The organism is Candidatus Protochlamydia sp. W-9, from assembly GCF_001950615.1.
GTDB lineage: Bacteria > Chlamydiota > Chlamydiia > Chlamydiales > Parachlamydiaceae > Protochlamydia > Protochlamydia amoebophila.
Genome location: NZ_BCPZ01000220.1, coordinates 1 through 2,643 on the forward strand (window position 1 = coordinate 1; position 2,643 = coordinate 2,643).

1 protein-coding gene is annotated in these 2,643 nt (G+C 37.8%); it reads left to right on the forward strand.

Going from position 1 to position 2,643, the window contains the following annotated elements:
• The coding region (locus BU804_RS07050; RefSeq protein WP_075883524.1) for a CHAT domain-containing protein at positions 1 to 2,643 on the forward strand (2,643 nt) is incomplete at both ends.

A 2,643-nucleotide genomic window follows, 5' to 3' on the forward strand; every position in this document is an offset into this window, starting at 1 on the left:
GGCAATCACTGCGCTAACCTACTTATTCAAAATAGAGAAGCAATTCTAAGCCATATGGAGCGCTGGAAAGACAGCCTTTATCAATTAGCCTATGAGGAGAAAATTAGTCCGTTTATTCCAAAAAATTTAGAGAAATCCGTTTTGAGGCTTTTTGAACCTTTACCTGAAGCTTTCGCAAAAGAAATTGAGGGACAAAAATCTATCATCCATAAAAACAGAGAAATACCTTTAGCACTTTTAAAAATCATAGCAGATTATTATGGGAATCAACAGGATTTTAACCGCGCTATCTCCTATGCAACAACCTTTTTAAAACTTTTAATACAGAAACTTTCAGAAATGTCCCAAAACAAAGAAGTACTTGTTAGCATCATGCAGACGCATGAAAACCTTGCAACCTTGTATCAACTTTTTGGAGACTGTCCAATGGCTATTTTTCATAGCGAAAAAGCATTGAAAATAGCGCGCGAGTTAGATGATCCTTATGCCATATTTATTTATTTAACGAATATAGGTAAACTTTACTTAGAGCTAGGAGAAGGTGGGCAAGCGCTTCCTTTTTATGAAAAAGCTCAAGCTATCGCCAAAACGCTACAAGATCCTAAAAGTGAAAGCTTAGCTCTTGTCGGTCTTGCAAATGCTTATCTTGTTATCAATAATAATATAGAGGCGATTCGATGCTATCAAAATGCATTGAATTTGACAGAAAATAAGTCTGAAAAAGCCTGGATTTACATTGGGATCGGTCGCGCTCATGCTAACGCTCAACGCTATCAGCCAGCTGAAGAGGCATATCAAAAGGCACTTGAAATTCTTCCGAAAAACGACTTTCTTAATGCAATCAAAATTTATGGAAAATTAACGAACTTTTTTAACGATTTTGGGCGATATGAGAAAGCTATTTCCTATGCTGAGAAAACTTTAGAGTTAACGCAGCATCTGTCGTCAGTTCAAGTAAATGAATTAGATATATTTGTTAGCAAATTCAGTGCTTTAAAAGTTCTTGGGAGCATTTATGGTGCTTTTGGAGATTATGAGAGAGAAGTTGATTATCAAATGCAAGCTTTAGAGATTGCTGAGAAAATCCCCCTTTCTAAAGACGACTTGGTAACAGCACTTATCAATCTCGGTAATGCGTACTGCAATAAGAGAGACTATCCTAAGAGCATAAAATGCTATGCCAAAGCATTAAAAATAACAGAAAATGTTAATGCAAGAGCTACGATTTTAATAAATATGGCGAATCTTCTTTATGAAAAAGGTCATTTTGCTAAAGCACTTGAACTGTATGAAGAAGCCAATAAAATTGGTAATCAAGAGATAAAAACAAACAGCCTTATTGGCCTAGGTCTATGCTATGATGCTACGGGAAAAGAACAGGCGATTCAAAATATTGAAAATTTTATTTGTTTGTCTCAAGAATCTGAAGATCGCCGCAATCAAGCGGTAGGCTATCACTACTTAGGGGAATTATATGGAAAGTCTAACCTTAAGCTAGCAGAAGAGAATTATCGAAAAAGCATCGACATTTTTGCTGCATTACATCAAGAACTTAAAAATCATAGCCACTGGCAAATTACTTTTTTTGAAGAGCAAGCGATATCCCTTCTAAAACTAGAAAAACTTCTCCTAAAACAGGATAAAACTGAGGAAGCCTTGCAAATCACAGATTTTAGACGCTCGCGTGCTTTAGTTTCCGCTCTGTCAAAAAAATTTCAATTTCAAAAGGACGACTTATTGTCTTCTTCCGGACTCACAATCCAGGAAATGCAAGCTCTTGCCAATAAGTTGAACACTTGCTTGATCGTTTATTCGTTTGCTTCCGAAAGCACGAACAGCATTACCGTATGGATTATCCCTTCTCAAGGTAAAATTATCTGCCAGCAACTACCCCTTGGAATTTTGATAGAAGAGTTTAAAGCAGCAAAACAGGTTTTCAAAACGTTTCCCTTTATTGCTGAGACAAGAACTATTGAAACACCTCTGGAATCTTTTTTAGAGGAACTAACTCGTGGGGAGTTAAATGGAGGTACTCATCCTTCAAATTCGCAAGCTTTTAAAAAGCGCCTTTCTCTTTGGTATGAAGCTCTGGTTGCTCCACTTGAAGATTATCTTCCCAAAGACCACCAGCAAGTCGTGACCATTATTCCCGACAATTTTCTCGCTCAAATTCCCTTCGCTGCCTTCTTAGATAAAGAGGGAAAATATTTCATAGAAAAGCATCCCATTTCTATTGCTCCTTCCATTGAAATACTCAAATTATTGAATGAAATCCCCAAAGACTTTTCAGAAAGCTCTCTCGTGATTGGAAATCCTACAACACCTTATCCAAAAGAAGAGCTAGAATTTGCAGAAAAAGAAGCTCAAACAATTGTCGCTCCCTTTCTTAAAACAACTCCAGAAAAAACTCTTTTACAAGACAACGCTACAGTCGAACGCGCTATAGATGGGATGCTAGATGCGCGCTGGATACATCTTGCCTGTCATGGCTCGATAGGCGCAAAGCCTGAAGAAAAGCTCGATCTGCACTCCGTTTTTGAAGGGCTTTTTAAGCTTGCTCCCGACGAAATTCATCCCAAAGGCTATCTCCATGCGCAAGAGATTGCGGCGCTTACTCTTCACTCAGAGTTGGTTTTTATGAGC